Source organism: Quyinboa ferrireducens, from assembly GCF_042436675.1.
Taxonomy (GTDB): domain Bacteria; phylum Bacteroidota; class Bacteroidia; order Bacteroidales; family UBA5342; genus JBHJHP01.
Genome location: NZ_JBHMVA010000003.1, coordinates 154514 through 171410 on the forward strand (window position 1 = coordinate 154514; position 16897 = coordinate 171410).

The window sequence follows — 16897 nt, forward strand, 5'->3', positions numbered from 1 at the left end:
CAGGACGAATATGATTTTTATTTACATTTGGTGTCCCCATTAAAAACACAAAAAGAGATTTAACATGATGAACAACGTTGGAGAAAAAATTAATGAGATAAGAAAAATAAAAGGACTTAGCATAGAAGACCTTGCAGAAAGGGCAGGCTTGTCGGTTGAGCAGATAAAACATATTGAGGCAGATGAAATTTTACCGTCTTTAAGCCCGCTTATTAAAATTGCCCGTGTTTTAGGTGTTCGTTTAGGTACTTTTCTTGACGATGAAGACCGTATTGGTCCTGTTATTTCGCGCAAGGAAGACCATATAAGATCTATTAGCTTTTCAAATGACAATGTCAGTGCAAGAAAAGAAATGGATTTTTTCTCCTTGGCAGGAAATAAATCAGGCCGGCATATGGAACCTTTCCTTATCAACGTAACAGCCAGTGAATCGAAAGAATTTATTTCTTCATCACACGAAGGCGAAGAATTTTTATATGTCCTGAGTGGAAGTGTATCTGTAAATTATGGCAAAGAAACTTTTGTTCTGAACCAGGGCGATTCAATTTATTACGATTCAATTGTGAAGCACCATGTGAGTGCAGGGAATGAAGATGCCATTTTGCTGGCTGTAGTTTATGCACCTTTTTAAGTTACTGTTATGTATTTGCTAGAACATACGCTGGGAACAGCACTTGAAAATATTGTTAAAAAAACACCCGATAAGGATTTTATCATCTATCCTGACCGTAATCTCCGGTTCACTTACAAAACATTTGACGACAGGGTAAATAAGCTGGCCAAGGGCTTGCTGACCATCGGGATTAAAAAAGGTGATCATGTAGGTATCTGGGCAACCAATGTCCCTGACTGGCTTACATTTTTATTTGCCACGGCTAAAATCGGCTCCGTATTGGTAACCATTAACACAAGCTACAAAGTACATGAACTGGAATACCTTATAAAAAATGCGGACTTAAAAGCACTTTGTCTCATTGACGGTTGGCGCGACAGTGATTACGTTGGCATGGTGAATGAACTGATTCCGGAATTAAAGATTATGGAACGTGGCCAGCTCAAATCCCAAAAATTTCCAGTACTCGAACATGTGGTATTCATAGGTCAGGAGAAACACAGGGGAATGTACAATACACCCGAACTTTTATTGCTTGGCGAACATGTAAATGACGATGAACTGAATGCTATAAAAAACTCGCTGAATTGTCATGAAGTCATTAATATGCAATACACCTCAGGGACAACAGGTTTTCCGAAAGGTGTCATGCTGACGCACCATAACATTCTGAATAACGGTTATTACATCGGAGAATGTCAAAAATTTACTTCTGACGAGATCCTCTGTCTGCCGGTTCCGCTGTTCCATTGTTTCGGCATTGTACTGGGCGTGTTAGCGTTGCTGTCACACGGAGGTACGCTGGCAATTATTGAAAGTTTTGATCCATTAATGGTTCTGGCATCGGTTCAAAAAGAAAAATGCACAGCACTTTACGGAGTTCCAACCATGTTTATTGCAGAACTTAACCACCCCATGTTTGATATGTTTGATCTTTCGTCATTACGAACCGGAATTATGGCGGGATCGCCCTGCCCAATGGATGTGATGAAGAAAGTAGTGGAGAAAATGCACATGAATGAAGTAACGATTGCATATGGCTTAACCGAAGGGTCCCCTGTTATGACCCAGACCCGGACGGATGATCCGTTGGATGCAAGAGTATCCACTGTAGGCAAAGAGCTCCCTGCTATAGAAGTTAAAGTGGTTAATCCTGAAACCGGAGAGGAATGTGCTCCGGATGAACAGGGAGAAGTCTGCTGTAGAGGCTATAATATCATGAAAGGGTATTATAACAACGAAGCAGCAACTAAAGAAGCTATTGACAATGAAGGCTGGTTGCATTCAGGGGATTTAGGACTGAAAACCAACGAAGGATATTTTAAAATTACAGGTCGTATTAAAGATATGATCATCCGGGGTGGTGAAAATATTTATCCCCGCGAAATAGAAGAGTTTCTCTATGGCATGCCAGGAATTCGTGATGTACAGGTTGCCGGTGTCCCATCACCCAAATATGGCGAGCAGGTTGGGGCGTTCGTTATATTGGATGAAAACAGCAGCCTGACTGAAAGTGATGTGATGGATTATTGCCGTGGAAAAATTGCACGGTTTAAAATCCCAAAATATGTATTTTTTGTATCAGGTTATCCCATGACTGCCAGCGGAAAAATTCAGAAATACAAGCTTGGTGAACAGGGACTTGAAATGCTTAAAGAAAAAGGAATAGAGATCATTTAACCAACAACTGATAAGGCTATTTGGCGGGGGCACGATTAGTATCGTACTCCCGCTTTTTACTTTTAATAGTTAATACTAAAAACAGCACCTGCCTTTACCCATCTTCCGGGCTGAATAACATTAGCCACGTCCATGTATTGTGCATCAAAAATATTGGAAGCCTCCACAAACAGTTTTAACCATTCATGTTGCCAGTAAACCTTGGCACTGACCAGCCAAAACGGATCGTAAGAAGTTGTCTGATACATCACATTACCCTCTGCGTCCTTACCCAGGTATTTCTGATACGTCCCAGCCCTGTCCTGCCACGATGCATTCCATTCGGCAAATATCTTACTTACGATTGAATGATTTAGCGTTAGCGTAAATTTATGTTTTAAATAATCCAACACATATTTGGAATCGTAATTCTGTTCTACCTTGTCAGAGTTCAGGTATGAATAGCTCACTCCCATCCTTTTAACGAACCAATTTGAACCGGTCATCTGCGCAATATTAAAACGGGTAGCCATTTCAATACCAAATGTATTGACCTGAGTGTAATTGGTGGTCGTATATTTTTCATTCCCTGGCAACTGAACCCAGTCAATCAGATTGGTTCCCTGACGATAAAATGCAGTTATGTGCGAAGCAATGCCGTTTTTATGGTATTTAAAACCACCTTCATAACTCCAGGCAGTTTCCGGTTTCAGATCAGGATTACCCAAATTTGTTGGTCCGTTATAAAACAGGTCTGTAAATGTAGGCATGCGCAAAGAACGATTTACAGAACCTTTAATCCTGAAACCATTCAGCAGCTCATAGCTAATGTCAAGCCCCGGATAAAACGAAAACTTGTTATTCCAGGCATCTGAACCAAACGCCATAACCGCTGCCGTAACAAACAGTGGTCCTGTACGGAACTGGTGTTCGGCAAAAACACTGTAATTCGTGCGTTGATACGATTTATAATAAAATGCATCATATCCGGGCACCTTAACTGTATCGGGGGTATTGCCAAGTGTATTGCTCAGTGAATTTTCATTCCGGATCTCAGCACCAAGAGAAGTTTTTCCAACATTGGAATAATAGGTCGTGTTGACACGGGCACCATACACATCGCTTTTATGAAAATTATAAGGATACACATCCGGCTTGTCTCTGAACAATTCAAAACGATCACGCGAGTTTCTGTAGTAGACTACCGATGAAAGCTTCAGTTTGGTTCCGGTGGTAAATTTCAGACTTGCCACGCTTGTTTTCACTTCTTCATACTGATCCGGATAAACCGGTGTATAAAAACTGTTAGCTCCAAAGCCATTATCCGTGCAACCAGCCTGCCATTCGAATGAACCAAAATCCAGATCAAGGCCACCATGATAATAAATATTCTTCTTTTTGAAATCGGTGTTACTAATATAGCCATCACTGCCTTTCTCTCCAGCTGCAATCTGATGATGTGTTGCCGAATTATGAAACGCTATGCTCAGGTTTCCTTCGTTGAATCCGTATTCCCCGGCTGAACCATAAAGTTGAATCTTATTCATATTGGCTGAACCGGTAATAATATTGATAGCACCACTAAAGGCATTGGCCCCCAGGTGTCGTGCCCCGGCTCCCTGCAATACTTCAATCCGGTCAACCTGATTCAGGTCAATGGGAAGATTCATCATATTGTGCCCTGTCTGGGGATCAGAGATATTTACACCGTTCAGCAGTACCATTACCTGATCGTAAGATCCACCACGAATGCTTACATCAGACTGAACACCATTTACTCCACGTTGCCGTACGTCTACATTAAGTGCAAATTCAAGCAGGTCGGCAATGCTATTGACCGGCGACGCCTGAATCTCGTCTTTTGTAATTACGGTAACAACCCTGGCAACTTCAGATTGAAGTTCAGGTGTGGCATCGGCACTCACAACCACTTCTTCCAGATCCACCTTATCGTTGGTGCGAATGGTATCGGTTTGAGCCGAAGTTTGCTGCGTGCCTAAAGTTACAAAGGCACTCACGCTTAAAACGCCAATTTTTATCTCTTTATGCAGTGTATTGTAAACTGCAAATGCTTTGCGGCTCCATTTCTTAAACAGCAGCGCGCGTTTAGTTGGTAAATGTTTTAAATGCATAATTAACCTGTTTGAATTTGCGCAGCAAAGATACAAAAAGGCTTAAATGTTGGAATTCTAAATAAAAGAATGATAAAAACACTGAACATAAATAACTGCTTCCACAATCATACAGGATTAAAGTAAAAATGTTTGAAATTCGTTTGACAGATCGAAAAATCAGTAATTTATGACGATTTTCTGCCATTTCTGATCTTCTTAAATTAGTATTTTCGTGGCGTTTTAATATGGAATCCAACATACAAGAGGAATGAGATATAAACCTTTAAATTATTTATTCATAAGCCGCTTGTCGGTTATTACTTTACTTCTGTTGATACAACACCTGGCGAAAGCTCAGGATCTAAATGAAGGACTGATACTAAACTATACGTTTGAGAACATATCCGGATCAACAATAACAGATGACTCAGGCAATGGAAATGATGGTACAATGCAGGGCGGTGCAACTGTTTTTACAGGCAAAACCGGGAAAGGGGTTATCTGTAATAAAAATGGTGATTACATCGAGGCTCCGGATAATATCAATGCAGGGATGACCTCCTTCACCTTTGCCTCCTGGGTAAGACTGCTCTCAAGACAGGATGCCACCCGTTTTTTTGACTGGGGAACAGGAACAGACGGGACTAATAATTTTATTGCATTTATTCCAAGTTATGGTTCTGACGATGGATATATGAACCTTAGATTCAGACCGGCTTCCGGTACCGCATTAAACATTATGTCGACCGAAAAATGCCCAACTCTGACATGGGCACACGTAGCCGTAACCTACAACTGGGATGGATCGAAAGGCTCTGTCAAAATGTATCTGAACGGAAATACTGTAGCACAGATATCAAATCTATCCTATAACATTGCGTCATGGTTGGGAACAACCACAGATAATTATTTTGGCTATTCTCGCTGGGCGCAGGACTTAAATGGATTCAGAGGCATATTTGACGATATCAGAGTTTACAACAGGGCTCTCAGTGATGAGGAGATATTGATGCTGACAGGACTGGACGAACTTTATGCTCAATACGATCAACTTGACCTGGGAGACCTTTCAGGCGTAACCGGGTACCTTACCTTACCAACAACACTTGGTGAGAAAGGTGTAACCGTTACCTGGACATCATCGCAGCCAACGGTCATTGCCGTTGACGGAACTGTTATCCGCCCGGATTATTTCAATTCCAATGTTGTGTTGACAGCAACCGTAAAACTCGGCTCCATCTCCAAAACCAAAACATTCAATGCAACCGTTCTGGCGAATACGGGAACTGAATTTAAAAGTGATCTTCTTATCCGTTACGATTTCTCCAATCTTGATGGTGCCACTGTGAAGGATGTTGCTGAAAAAGGCTTTTCCGGAACCCTTAAAAATACTGCCAAAGTGGTCACCATGGGGACGGAATCCACAGGCATTTTTAATGTGCTTAATCTTGGAAATTCAACCGGTTATTTTGATATGGGAAGTGATATGGGGCAAGTAGTGAGCCGATTAAATGAATATACCATTTCAGCCTATTTCAGGATTGATGATTCATATTCCGGACTTGATAATAACGGTAATTTTCTATGGAACCTGTCCAATACATCAGATGCTATGTCCAATGCAAACGGATATATCATATGTAGCCTTAAGGATCAGAGTTTGAGTATTTCTCCCGGCAACTATACCGAAGCATCCGGCAATCAGGATGTGGGTTACAGCAAAAATGCGCTGAAAGGTAACTGGCACAATCTTACCTTCACACAACAGGGAACTGCGGGAACCATTTATATTGACGGTATTGCAGTGGCAAAGGACAAGATCACAAATCTGCCTTCAGCAACGCTAATAAAATCCGGTATTACAGGAACTCTGTATAACTGGTTAGGTCGTTCCTGTTATACTTCAGATGTGTATCTGAGAAATACCCTGATTTATGATTTTCGTATCTACAGCAGGGCCCTGGATCAGGATGAAATAGCAAAAACAGAAATAAATGTCAGCGAACACCTTGCCATGCTGGAAAAGGCTTATGCTTCCAATATTGATGATAGCAAAACGGCAGAAACAACCGTTACTGACGTGATCCGGTTACCCAAAGCAGGCTATCTTGAAATTGTAAAAAATGATAACTCAGTGGTCAGCCTGAAATTGGATGCCATCAGTCATTTTACTGCAAACGATAATTCTACAATATTTGATTTTACCTCCGGATCAAATAACACCTTTGCAAATTCAGACATTCGCAAAATAACATTCGCACAGTGGGCTACTGCTTTGAATAAACCCGAATTAAGCAGTAATCTGGTTGTTTATCCAATCCCGGCAACCGACAGGCTGCATGTAATAGCTACAAATTCCGAATCAGACATTGTAAGTATATTTTCCCTTACCGGCCAGCAGATTCTGAGCCGGAATACAAAAGAAGCACAGGCAGGAATTGATATAAGCGGGCTGCCTGAAGGGGTATATATTTTAAAATGTGGTAGAAACGTTGCAAAATTTACAAAACAATGAAGAAAGGACTTTTAATTATATTGACAATATTTCTTTTTCTTGGCTCTGTTGCGGCACAGAACCTTACACTGAACATTTATAAAATCAACAAAACGGTGCAGCGTTATGCTTTGTCAAACCTCGACAGTGTTCAGGTTGATGAAGCCAACAACAATATTCTGGTTCATCTGAAAGACGGAAATATAACAGCCCTAAGTATTTCGGAAATTGACAGCTTGACGTATTCTGAAGGAACATACAGTGTTCCAACCGTAGAACTCGTATCGGCAGATTATGAATACAAACTGGATAAAATTATCTGCGAACTTAATGTTACAGATGGCGGCTGTGCAATTCTTGAACGAGGCCTGTGCTGGTCAAAAACAAACCCAAGTCCAACTGTGGAAGATAATAAATTCAGCAGCGGGATCAATGCAGGAAAACTGTACGCATCTACCACGGGTTTAACTCTGGGATCAACCTATTATGTAAGACCCTATGTGACAAACTGTATGGGAACAACTTATGGAGATGCTAAAAAGATACAGACACTCATGGGGAATGTGACATATACAATTGATATTGACAAAAACCAGTTCCCTGAATATTATGCACTTATAAAAGAAGCACTGGACAGCGCCTGTTATTACTACAACCGGTATACCGAATTCAAAGCGAATATACATGTGTACTACAGTTCGGGCATTCCCACCGCACAGGCCAACTATCATGGAAGCATAGGCTATGGCCCTAATACAACCTATATGTGGGTTGGTACCACTATGCATGAAATGGCACACTATTTTGGATCCGGAACATCCAATGCCTACTGGAACAATATGGTTAACGGTGTATGGCAGGGACCGGTTGCAAAGGCTTTGTGCCAACAAATGACAGGACAGGAATTACATGGGGACAACACGCATTTCTGGCCTTTGGGTATCAACTACAGATCTGAAGTGAGTTCTGCAACAGATCTGATTAATCACGCTAAACTGGTTCAGGCTATGCTGGTTGTGGACGGTGGTGTTCCAACGAGTTGGTAGTTATTAGAAGTTATAATATTTAAATCCCGGCATAACCGGGATTTTTTTGTATTACATAACCTTTACCAACATACCTGCTCACGGACGGGATATATTACTGCTCTTGTATAGCTAATTTTCTTTAATGGATGTGTTAATTTTTTTTGTAACTTGTCCACCATTAAATTACCTGATATGAAAAAAATTGATGTTATAGATTTAGTCCTGAAACTGTTTGGAATAAAGATTTTTGTAGGTGCACTATTGCTGATAAAAGATATCATTAATTTCTCACAGATTTTTAATAACAGTAACAACTACATGACCGCTATAGGAGGAATTATTGGATATTTTATGGCATTTATTGTGTTAGTATTTATTAGTTATGTGCTCGTGTTCAAAACAAGTTTCTTCACAAAACTGATCATCAACAACGATACAGAAATTAATTTAACTCCTGGTACAAATTATGTGGAATTGTTGCATCTGTCCCTTATCATTATGGGACTTGTCATTGTAGTATTCCGCTTACCTGCCTTTATTGCAGCTGTTGCAGAAATAATAAAGTATGTATTGGGCAATATGAGCCAGCCTTCACACTTATTGTTCCAGCAGATTGGGACATTGATACTATACATTTTTGGATATATTTTAATAACCAGTTCCAGATCATTGGCGGAAAGGATATTACGGATCAGCCGAAAAGAAAACATGTAATAATAACCGAAGCAGAATCCTAAAACATAATAGTATGAAGAAAATCTTTACACTGATTGCAGTTTCTATTCTGTTTATGACTAGTTGCATCCATTTCTCCTACAAAAAAAATACTTCAATGAAGCAGAAGGATGGACATCTGATCTCCGAAACCTTGACCATAAAGGAGGCCAGCTTTTATAACCAGGTCATTATATCACGTGACACAGTAGTGAGTATCATGGAAAAAATAAGTGATGATTCTAAGTCTAAATCAACGTTTAACAATCATTTGTTTTTTCAGCAATCTCTGAAAAACCGTATTATAGCTACCCAGAAAACACATGATAATAGCACCTTAAAACTTATTGCCACATCGGACAGAGACACAATTGTCAGAATTATTGCGGTACAGAATATCACTGACCAATCTGTTTTGAAGGATGTGATGATGGTTGAACAGTGTGAAACTGTTAAAAAACTGGCATTGTCTAAAGTCAACAGTTCCCAAACTCTTAATAAAATAGCATTATTCAATCCTGATCCGGACAACCGCTTAGCCGCAGTAAAACAGGTGAACAACAGCACGTACCTGAAGCACATTGCCTACTTTGAGAAAAACCCGGCAATTCGAAAACTGGCTGTGGAAAAACTGAATAATGAAGAATACTTAAAACATGTAGCATATTTTGAAAAGGATCCGGAAATACGGAAAATTGCAGTGCAAAAAATCAACAATGATTATTATTTAAAGCATGTGGCCTATTTTGACAAAATGGAGGATATCAGATACCTGGCCACAGAGAAAATTAATGATCCGGCAACTTTGTTTCATATTTCGGTGTACGATAAATCGGCACGAATCCGTCAACTGGCAACTAAAAAAATAAACTGACATATATGATTTCAGAATTTGAACCGGTAGTAAATGGCATAAAGGCACTACTTGAAAAGTGGGAAACAAGACTTTTGTCTCTGCAGGATGATGTAATTTACAACAGAAGGAACGGTCAGAACCGAAATATCAAACAGATACTTGGCCATATGGTCGATTCAGCATCTAATAATACACACCGCATTATACACCTGCAATACCGCGAAAATCCACTGGAGTTTCCGAATTATGCCACACACGGCAATAACGACCGCTGGATTGCGATACAAAATTATGAAGAAGAAGATTGGTTCGACCTGGTTCAGTTGTGGAAATATACCCATCTCCACCTGGCTCATATAATAGAAAGCGTTAACCCTGAAAAGTTGGAAAATGTTTGGATTGCAGGCAAAGCTGATGAAATGGTTTCATTAAAAGAAATGATTACTGACTTTCTGCGCCATATGCATCTGCATATGGATGAGATTACAGAACTTTTAGAAAAAAAACAGACTACTAACCTATAATTCACCTGAATATGTCGAAACAAACTAAAATATTACTGCTTATATGCTCTGTATTGTTAAGTACTGCAATATATGCACAGGAATGGGCTCCCGTAGGTGCCACATGGCATTACTCCGAAGATTACTTTGATTCATTTCCACTACTGGAAGGCTTTATTAAATTTGAGGTTGAAAAGGACACTGTTTTTATGGGGATAATGTGCAAAAAAATAACAAAGTACCATAAGATTCATTGCAACGACAGACCTGACATTGAATATATGTTTGAACGAAATGATTCAATTTTTTTCTGGGATCCCAATTTTAATGAATTCCAGTTGTTATATGATTTTAGTGCAACGCAGAATGATTCATGGCAATTTAAGGTTTTACATGATTCCGGAGATGATGTAGATACTGTAAGAATTCACGTAGATTCAATTAAAACTTTAACCATAAACGATAATGTTCTTAAAGAATTACACGTGACTTACAAAAGAATCTCTTATAATGGCGAGGATGAATCTTACCCTTATCAATCTAAAATAATAGAACGTCTTGGGGATATTCATTATATGTTTAACTACATTCCATTCGGGGCAGAAGCTTGTGATGCAAATATGAGCAAAGGTCTCCGGTGTTATTCCGATGGTGTGATTGGTGCCTATGAAACAGGTATAGCAGATTCGTGCGAAGCTACAATAGTATGGAAAGACAATAAAATTATGTCCCCAAGCCTGAAGATATGCCGGATGTTGTCCTCAATCCATCAGAAAGAATACTAACACTGAAAAACCTGAATAACACCAAAGCGCACTTCAGTATTTATAATCTTTCAGGTAAAGTTGTTCAAACCGGAAGTACAGCGTCCAGTGTGATAGATATATGTAATCTACACCATGGGTTATACCTGGTCATCCTGTATGACACAGATAATTCTGTGGTGTTAAGACGAAAATTTGTGATAACAGATTTTTAGTATCTGAAGCAATTTAATATATTCTTTAATTGTAGTTTTCTAATTTCAGGGGTAACTCAAACCTCGAATATATTTAGGAGTGAGCCCCTTTTTTACCAATGAGAAACTGCCTTTTTCTTTCTCGTTTTAATTTTTATATCACATAACCTCCAATTATAAATACTGTCTATCAAATACTTACACAAGTATCGTAATTTTTATTTAGATTTTATACAAAAAGTACACTTTCGACTAAGGGATTTTTTGAAAAGGATGTCATAATAGAAACTGTAAATCACTAATTATGATAACCCGAGTAACCCGTAGATTAATAACCGTGCTATTTGTGTTGGTAGTGTTGTTGGGCGCGTTTCTGCTCTACTCCACGGTTATAAGCTGGAATTTGTTTTCTGTGATTGTGTTTTGGTTCTTTATAGTTCCTGCATTATCACACTTTTCGGCTAAGATAATGACCCGTAAAAGAGGCAACCTGGCCACGGCCATTAATGGATGCCTGCTCTTCTACACAACAGTTGGTGTACTTATTTATTTCAATTATGAGACATCGTTCTTACGATTGATTTTAATGAGTCTGATACCGGCAATGGTAATTATTTACTTACTTAATGAAAAAGAAGTTAATTTAAACTCATAACCTTTCTACATTCAAACAGGCGTTAATTCTCTATGTAATTACCCAAAATCTGATCCCTCTCAGCCCCAATGAGAGGGATCTTTTTTTATATATTTCCATTAAGAATCCCCAGTTCAAAATTTATTTTATACTTTTAATTCCTGAAATGACCTGTTCCTGTTTTATGCAATGAATCTGAAAAAAAATAAAGTATATGTAAAGCTGCTTTTTACAGACAGAACCGTAAATCGTTACAGACAATCAAGGTAAAGTATTGGAAATTAATAACACTTTTTATATATGAGAATGATTCGTTCACATTTTTAAAGTAACCGCTAAAAACATTATTTTTATTTATTGCAGACACATATATATGAAACAATTACTAAGTGGAATTCTACTTTTTATAAGTATATATTGCTTTTCACAGGAAAATCAGGTAAAAATAACGCTGGAATCGGATAGCATTATAACAACAAACTGGATCAAGCTGAATGAATTTCCAACATTATTCAAGCCATATGTAAGGATTGATAATCCATCCGGTTTAAAGATTAAATTGCAGGATATCAGAAGCTATAAAGGCTACGATCAGGAAGGGAACTTCAGACAGCTATCCAAAATAAATTTGAATAAAAAAGGTAAATTCAGGTATACAGAACTGACATTTAAAACCGATTCAACCGATAAGGTGAAAATTTATTATAACAATTTTACATTCGGGTTAGAACACAGAACCAGTAATGAACGATTGACACAATATCAGTTCAACGATGATGAAATTAAAAAACTGAGCTATAATAACATAATGCATGATTTTTCCGAATCAGGATATTCAAGCAAAAATTTAACACAGGCAAAAAACATAAAAATACTTCAGTACGCATCGCTTTCCATTGCAACAGGATTGTTAGGTTATTACATATTCAATAATCAGGAAGCGAATAAAAACGGATTTATGGATAATGACATGATTCTTTTTACTGCAGGAATTCTCTATGTTGTACCATTTACACTGGAAAAACCTAAAAAGAAAAAACTGATTGAATCGTTGAAAAACTATAACTAAATGCGAGAATTTATCAAGATAAACGATAAACTTGTACCATAATCTTCGACCTGTCCCTTTCCAATTTCTTTACAAAAAGATGAAATAGTTCTCATAATTTTTAATTTTACCTTTTTAAAAAATCTGGAAATTAGCATGAGGAATTATTTTATTGCTTCCTTTTTATTTATACTACAGTTTTCATTCTCGTTAAATACTAAATTGTATTTCGACAATATTACAACAGAGAATGGCCTGACTGATAATTATGTAAACTGTATTCTTCAGGACAATGAAGGCTGGATTTGGATTGGCACAGCATTAGGCATTCAAAAATTTGACGGCGTTAAGTTCAAAGAGTACGGGATTTACACAGATGATTCAACTTATGTAAAAAATTTTTTAATCCGGAATTTTTTTGAAAGCAGAAATCATACACTTTACGGATGTATTGAGGATTATGGGTTGGTAAAATACAACAAACAAAAGGATATTTTTGAAAGACTTATATTAAATAATAAAACCGTACTTTCTGATGGTTCTGTTAAAGATTTAGTTGAGGATAAGGACGGCAACTTATGGGCAGCAACAAAAACGGGAATCTGGAAAATTGATTTTACAGAATCAGTATTACAAAATTATTCTCAGGGAAAAATATCTGCAGGAAATTCAATTTCGGACAATTATGTCAGAACTTTGTCCCTTGAGAACGATACGATCTTATGGATCGGAACACGATCCGGCCTGGATCAGCTTAATTTAAAGTCTCAAATCATTACAAACTATTCAACTATCAACCCAGATTTACATGATGAAATTTTTGAGATTACGGTTGATGCACGGCAGAGAAAATGGATCGGGACCGGAGAAAAAGGTCTTATTATAATTGATAATAAAAATCCAGGAGGCATAAGATTTCAATTCAATGATAAACAGGAAAGAAATAACACGGTAAGATCAATTCTACAAACAAAGGATGGAAATTTTTGGATTGGAACCAGAGGTGGATTATATTATTTTGACGATACAACCCACAAACTTCAGTTGTATCAAAACGATCTTTTAGAAGAAAAATCACTGGTTCATAATTCCATTGTAAACATCTTCATGGATCAGAAAGGTGACATATGGATTGGAACCAGAGGTGGTCTCAGTTACTTGTCAATGGGGAAACAGGTATTTAAAACCTATAAAGCGCTACCGGATAATAATAAATATTTAAACAACAGCGAAATCTATTGTTTTTGGGTAGATCCTTCCGGGAAAATTTGGTCTGGTACCGAAAATGGCGGGGTTAATATCCTTAATGTTAAAACAGGCACCTTTTCTTATTTAACAACGGAAAATAATAAGATAAGCAATAATTGTGTTAAAGCCATCCAACCTTTTAAGAACAGTATCTTAATAGGAACATTTAATGGTGGTTTAAACATTTATGACCCAAATAAGGGTAGATCAAAAGTCCTGATGCACAGTGCCAGCGATCCTAACAGCATTTCGAATAATATCGTTTGGGACATCGAAATCGATCATAAAAACAACATATGGGTTGCCACGGCAAGCGGCCTGGACCGGTTTGATCCGGTAACAGAAACCTTTAAACATTTTCCGCAGTTCGATGATATGGTCAACGGTGTTTCCTGGATCGGCATTGACAAAGACAATGACTTATGGTTGGGATCTGAAGTTATTAAAATATACAGACCTGGCTTTGGGATCATAAATACATTTAAAGAAAATGCCAGGGGATTCTATGAAGACAGTAACGGTCGTATTTGGATTATGACCATAAACAGAGGAGTTGTAGCCTATGATAAGATTAATGGAGAAATTAAAAATTACACTGAAAATGATGGCTTATCCAGTAACCTGACGTATTGTATGCTTGAAGACAACACCAATAATTTATGGATAAGTACGGTTAATGGTCTTTCATGTTTTGATACCAAGAATAAAATATTTCATAACTATTACCGGATCGATGGATTACAGGGTGATCAGTTTCATTATGGCGCATCATATAAAACCAATGAAGGAAACTTAATATTTGGTGGAATTAACGGGTTCAATATTTTTAACCCCTCAGATATTAAAGAAAATACATTTAAACCACCTGTTTATATAACCGACTTCAAAATATACAATAAGTCATTTGAGAACAAGGAAATCTTATCAGATTCAACAGCAGACATAAATATTCCCTTTGACTCCAGGTTTCTGACATTTGATTTTGTCGCACTAAATTATACAAACAGTTCAAAAAACCGATACAGATATCAGCTCGAAGGATTTGATAATGAGTGGTCGGAAATAACAGAAAACAGAAGTGCCACATATACCAATCTGGATCCCGGTGACTATACATTCAGAGTTATTGCCAGTAACAACAAAAATACATGGAATACAACAGGAGCATCTCTTAAACTAACAATAAAACCACCCTATTACAAAACCACGTGGTTTTATATTACAGCAACACTTGTGCTGGCCCTAATCATTTTCTTGAGTTTCAGGTATATTTTAAAAGTACTTGAATTACGTAAAAGCCTGGAATATGAAAAGAAAGAGGCACAACGATTACATGAACTTGATGCCCTTAAACTTCAGTTTTTTACGAATATTTCGCATGAAATAAAAACACCATTAACCTTAATTATAAGTCCTTTGGAAAGGATTATGCATCTTGATTTTAAAGACTCCGTAATACGAGAGAATCTGCTGTTGATGCATAAAAATGCCCGCCATTTAATGAATCTGATAACACAACTGCTGGATTACAGAAAACTTGAATCAGGCATGCTAATGGTGAATTACAAAAAAGGTGACATCATTCAATTCTCACGCGATTTGTTTAATTCATTCAGGAACCTGATGGATGAATCGGAGCTTACATATCGGTTTATAAGCGTAAAAGACACATTGATAACAGATTTTGATCCCGATAAGCTAAAAAAGATCCTGGACAATGTACTGTCTAATGCAATTAAATATAACAGACGAGGAGGAAGTATTAGCTTCATCATTTCCGTTATTCTTAATAATGATCCTAATGAGGATATATATGATCAGTATCTTCAATTTGTGATTAAAGATACAGGGATAGGCATTCCTGAAAAAAACCTGGGAAATATTTTTAACCGCTTCTTTTCTGGTCAACATGAAAACTCTACCAGTTCAGGCATAGGGCTCGCTTTCACAAAAGAACTAATTAAATTATTGAATGGCCAGATTACGGTAGAAAGCGAAGAAGAAAAAGGTACAACCTTTACTATATTAATACCGTTAAAAGAGGAACCATTAATAATTGAAGAAAACATACCGGAAGAAAATGTTAAGGGATCTTCCCCGCTTTCCTTTGAGGAAAATAAATCAGATGACCGGAAAATTATCCTGATAGTTGAAGATAATAATGATGTCAGATCATTCTTAAAATCACATTTCGAAAAAATGTACAGGGTCTACCAGGCAGCCAATGGGAAGGACGGTCTGGATATCGCCATTCAAACCATTCCCGATATAATCATTTCAGATGTTATGATGCCCGGACTCAAAGGGAATGAGTTGTGTAATATTCTGAAGAAAGATGAAAGGACATCTCATATCCCCATCATTCTTTTGACTGCCTTATCCTCCAAGGAGAGTGTTTTAGAGGGATTAATGAAAGGTGCAGATGATTATATTCCTAAGCCGTTTGATATATCTATTCTACAGACGAAAATTGAAAATTTGTTGGCATTACGTGAATCCCTCAGAGAAAAGTATTCCAAAGAGATGGTATTAAAGCCTACCACCGTTAAGATTGAATCGCCGGATGAGAAATTTATTCAAAAAGCCCTTAAAATAGTCGAAGACAATATAGATAATCCGGATCTGGACATAGAGTTATTTATGAATGAAATGTCAATAAGCAGGATGCAACTTTACAGAAAACTGTCTGCCCTTACAAACATGACGGTTAAAGAATTCATTAATGATATTCGACTTAAAAGAGCTCACCAGCTTTTGACTGAAAGTAATCTTTCGGTGTCAGAAATTGCATATGCATGCGGGTTCAGCGACGCTTCATATTTTGGAAAATGTATCCGGAAAAAATACAACATGAGCGCCAGTGAAATAAAAAAAAGGAACAGTAAATAACGCTAAAAATAAATATTCGATTTACTCCATTCCTTTTAAAAGTATATGGTGGAATATTTGTTTAGCCAGACTTTAAACCGCAAATAACAGCAAAGTAATTGATCCGGTATATTTTTCCCATAAAATGATATTTTAGTAA

13 protein-coding genes are annotated in these 16897 nt (G+C 37.5%); 12 read left to right on the top strand and 1 reads right to left on the bottom strand.

The features are described 5' to 3' along the window. The first annotated feature begins 64 nt into the window (after positions 1-64). Together ACE01N_RS06790 and ACE01N_RS06795 are read left to right on the top strand one after the other, a co-directional pair. Entirely contained in the window at positions 65-631 is a 567-nt protein-coding gene (locus ACE01N_RS06790; protein WP_380586131.1) for a helix-turn-helix domain-containing protein, read from the top strand. Between the two features lie 9 nt (positions 632-640). Beyond that, complete coding sequence (locus ACE01N_RS06795) at positions 641-2293, top strand: AMP-binding protein (protein WP_380586133.1); 1653 nt, start codon at positions 641-643, stop codon at positions 2291-2293. 62 nt (positions 2294-2355) lie between these two features. Here the strand turns inward: ACE01N_RS06795 and ACE01N_RS06800 are convergent, their stop codons facing one another. Continuing rightward, positions 2356-4404 (bottom strand): TonB-dependent receptor plug domain-containing protein, encoded by a 2049-nt coding sequence (locus ACE01N_RS06800; RefSeq protein WP_380586136.1) that lies wholly within the window; start codon positions 4402-4404, stop codon positions 2356-2358. A gap of 250 nt (positions 4405-4654) precedes the next feature. Here ACE01N_RS06800 and ACE01N_RS06805 point away from each other — a divergent pair, with 250 nt between their 5' ends. The 10 genes from ACE01N_RS06805 to ACE01N_RS06850 all read left to right on the top strand — a co-directional run bounded on the left by ACE01N_RS06805 (position 4655) and on the right by ACE01N_RS06850 (position 16758). Next, on the top strand, positions 4655-6901 hold the full coding sequence (locus ACE01N_RS06805) for a LamG-like jellyroll fold domain-containing protein (RefSeq protein WP_380586139.1): 2247 nt from the start codon (positions 4655-4657) through the stop codon (positions 6899-6901). Continuing rightward, a complete protein-coding gene (locus ACE01N_RS06810) occupies positions 6898-7926 on the top strand; it encodes a hypothetical protein (protein WP_380586142.1) in 1029 nt (342 codons plus the stop codon). Before ACE01N_RS06805 ends, ACE01N_RS06810 begins: the two co-directional genes overlap by 4 nt. 174 nt (positions 7927-8100) lie before the next feature. Next, complete coding sequence (locus ACE01N_RS06815; protein WP_380586145.1) at positions 8101-8622, top strand: hypothetical protein; 522 nt, start codon at positions 8101-8103, stop codon at positions 8620-8622. 34 nt (positions 8623-8656) lie between these two features. Further along, positions 8657-9496 carry a hypothetical protein gene (locus tag ACE01N_RS06820; RefSeq protein WP_380586148.1) on the top strand — a complete coding sequence of 280 codons (840 nt, stop codon included), beginning with the start codon at positions 8657-8659 and terminating at the stop codon, positions 9494-9496. Positions 9497-9501: 5 nt separating this feature from the next. After that, positions 9502-10002 carry a hypothetical protein gene (locus ACE01N_RS06825; RefSeq protein ID WP_380586151.1) on the top strand — a complete coding sequence of 167 codons (501 nt, stop codon included), beginning with the start codon at positions 9502-9504 and terminating at the stop codon, positions 10000-10002. Between the two features lie 11 nt (positions 10003-10013). Beyond that, positions 10014-10766: a hypothetical protein gene (locus tag ACE01N_RS06830; RefSeq protein WP_380586154.1), complete on the top strand. Its 753-nt coding sequence runs from the start codon at positions 10014-10016 to the stop codon at positions 10764-10766. Next, positions 10727-10960 carry a T9SS type A sorting domain-containing protein gene (locus ACE01N_RS06835; protein ID WP_380586157.1) on the top strand — a complete coding sequence of 78 codons (234 nt, stop codon included), beginning with the start codon at positions 10727-10729 and terminating at the stop codon, positions 10958-10960. Before ACE01N_RS06830 ends, ACE01N_RS06835 begins: the two co-directional genes overlap by 40 nt. A 283-nt stretch (positions 10961-11243) precedes the next feature. Further along, positions 11244-11594, top strand: a complete 351-nt coding sequence (locus tag ACE01N_RS06840; RefSeq protein WP_375728403.1) for a hypothetical protein — start codon at positions 11244-11246, stop codon at positions 11592-11594. A gap of 352 nt (positions 11595-11946) precedes the next feature. Then, a complete protein-coding gene (locus ACE01N_RS06845) occupies positions 11947-12642 on the top strand; it encodes a hypothetical protein (RefSeq protein ID WP_380586160.1) in 696 nt (231 codons plus the stop codon). A 135-nt stretch (positions 12643-12777) separates the two neighbouring features. Continuing rightward, positions 12778-16758 (top strand): hybrid sensor histidine kinase/response regulator transcription factor, encoded by a 3981-nt coding sequence (locus tag ACE01N_RS06850; RefSeq protein WP_380586163.1) that lies wholly within the window; start codon positions 12778-12780, stop codon positions 16756-16758. Positions 16759-16897 lie beyond the last annotated feature (139 nt).